The following is a 1,592-nucleotide window of genomic DNA, read 5'->3' as shown; positions in this document are numbered from 1 at the left end:
CGGCGGCCCATCTCCACCAGGATCTCGCGCGCGGGCACGCCGTATTTCTTCTCCGCGCGCTTGGCAAACAGCAGGAAGCTGCCGTACACGCCCGCGTAGCCCAGCGTCAGCGCGTCGCGGTCGATGCGGATCGGGAAGTCCATGATCGGCACCACCAGGTCTTCGGCCACGTCCTGGATCTTGAAGACGTCAACGCCGGTCTGAACCCCCATCATGCTGAGCACCGCCACCAGCACTTCCATCGGCGTGTTGCCCGCACCCGCGCCCAGGCCGGCGCTGGCCGCGTCGATGCGGTTGGCGCCCATCTCGATGGCGGTGATGGAGTTGGCCACGCCCATGGCCAGGTTGTGGTGGGCGTGAAAGCCCAGTTCGGTCTCGGGCTTGAGGGCGCCTCTCACCGCACCGAGCTTTTCGCGCACGTCGGCGGGCAGCATGTGGCCGGCCGAGTCGGTGACGTAGATGCAGTTGGCGCCGTAGCCTTCCATCAGCTTGGCCTGCTTGACCAGGCCTTCTGCGCTGTTCATGTGGCTCATCATCAGAAAGCCGACGGTGTCCATGCCCAGCTTCCTCGCCTGGGTGATGTGCTGCTCGGAGACGTCGGCCTCGGTGCAGTGGGTGGCCACGCGGATGGTGTGCACGCCCAGGTCGTGGGCCATGTGCAGGTGCTCGACGGTGCCGATGCCCGGCAGCAGCAGCGCCGAGACCTTGGCCTGCTTGAGTTCGGGGATGACGGCGGCCAGGTATTCCTCGTCCCGGTGGGCGGCAAAGCCGTAGTTGACCGAGTCGCCGCCCAGGCCGTCGCCGTGGGTGATTTCGATCAGCGGCATGCCCGCCTCGTCCAGCCCGCGGGCGATGGTCTTCATCTGCTCGATGCTGATCTGGTGCTGCTTGGGGTGCATGCCGTCGCGCAGCGTCATGTCGTGCAGGGTGATTTTCTTGCCTTGGATGCTCATGTTCATGTCCTTCTTTGTCGTGAACTCCTTCCCCCCTTGGAGGAAGGCGGGGATGGGGACTGGGCCCTGGCGTTCCATCCAGCGGCGCTGGCCCCCACCCCTGCCCTCCCCCACAGGGGGAGGGAGTGGGGAGGGTCAGGCGGCCTGCAGGGTGAGGCGCCCGGCCAGCATTTCCTCGGCAAACATCTCGGCGGTGCGCGCGGCGGCGGCGGTCATGATGTCCAGGTTGCCGGCGTACTTGGGCAGGTAGTCGCCCAGGCCTTCGACCTCCAGGTAGACGGTGACGCGCTTGCCGTCGAACACCGGGCCGTTGACGAGTTTGTAGCCGGGCACGTATTTCTGCACCTCGGCCATCATGTCGTGCACGCTCTTGGTGATCGCCGCCTGGTCGGGCTCGTCCTCGGTCAGGCAGTGCACGGTGTCGCGCATGATGAGCGGGGGCTCGGCCGGGTTGATGACGATGATGGCCTTGCCGCGCTTGGCGCCGCCCACTTTCTCGATGGCGCCGGCGGTGGTGCGGGTGAATTCGTCGATGTTCTTCCTGGTGCCGGGGCCGGCGGAGCGGCTCGATACCGTGGCGACGATTTCCGCGTAGGGCACGGCCTGCACGCGCGAGACGGCCGCCACCATGGGGATGGT

At 66.9% G+C, this 1,592-nt stretch carries 1 protein-coding gene and 1 pseudogene; both read right to left on the bottom strand.

The window, feature by feature from the left end:
- Positions 1–953, bottom strand: a 953-nt coding sequence (dmpG, locus tag ABD767_RS17160) for a 4-hydroxy-2-oxovalerate aldolase (protein ID WP_344870004.1), incomplete at its 3' end; no start/stop codon positions are given.
- Between the two features lie 135 nt (positions 954–1,088).
- Positions 1,089–1,592: pseudogene (locus ABD767_RS17155) on the bottom strand (acetaldehyde dehydrogenase (acetylating)); the annotation flags it as partial.

Origin of the sequence: Comamonas faecalis (genome assembly GCF_039538025.1) — a bacterium.
Taxonomy (GTDB): domain Bacteria; phylum Pseudomonadota; class Gammaproteobacteria; order Burkholderiales; family Burkholderiaceae_C; genus Comamonas_C; species Comamonas_C faecalis.
This window is presented reverse-complemented; position numbering and strand designations above follow the sequence as displayed.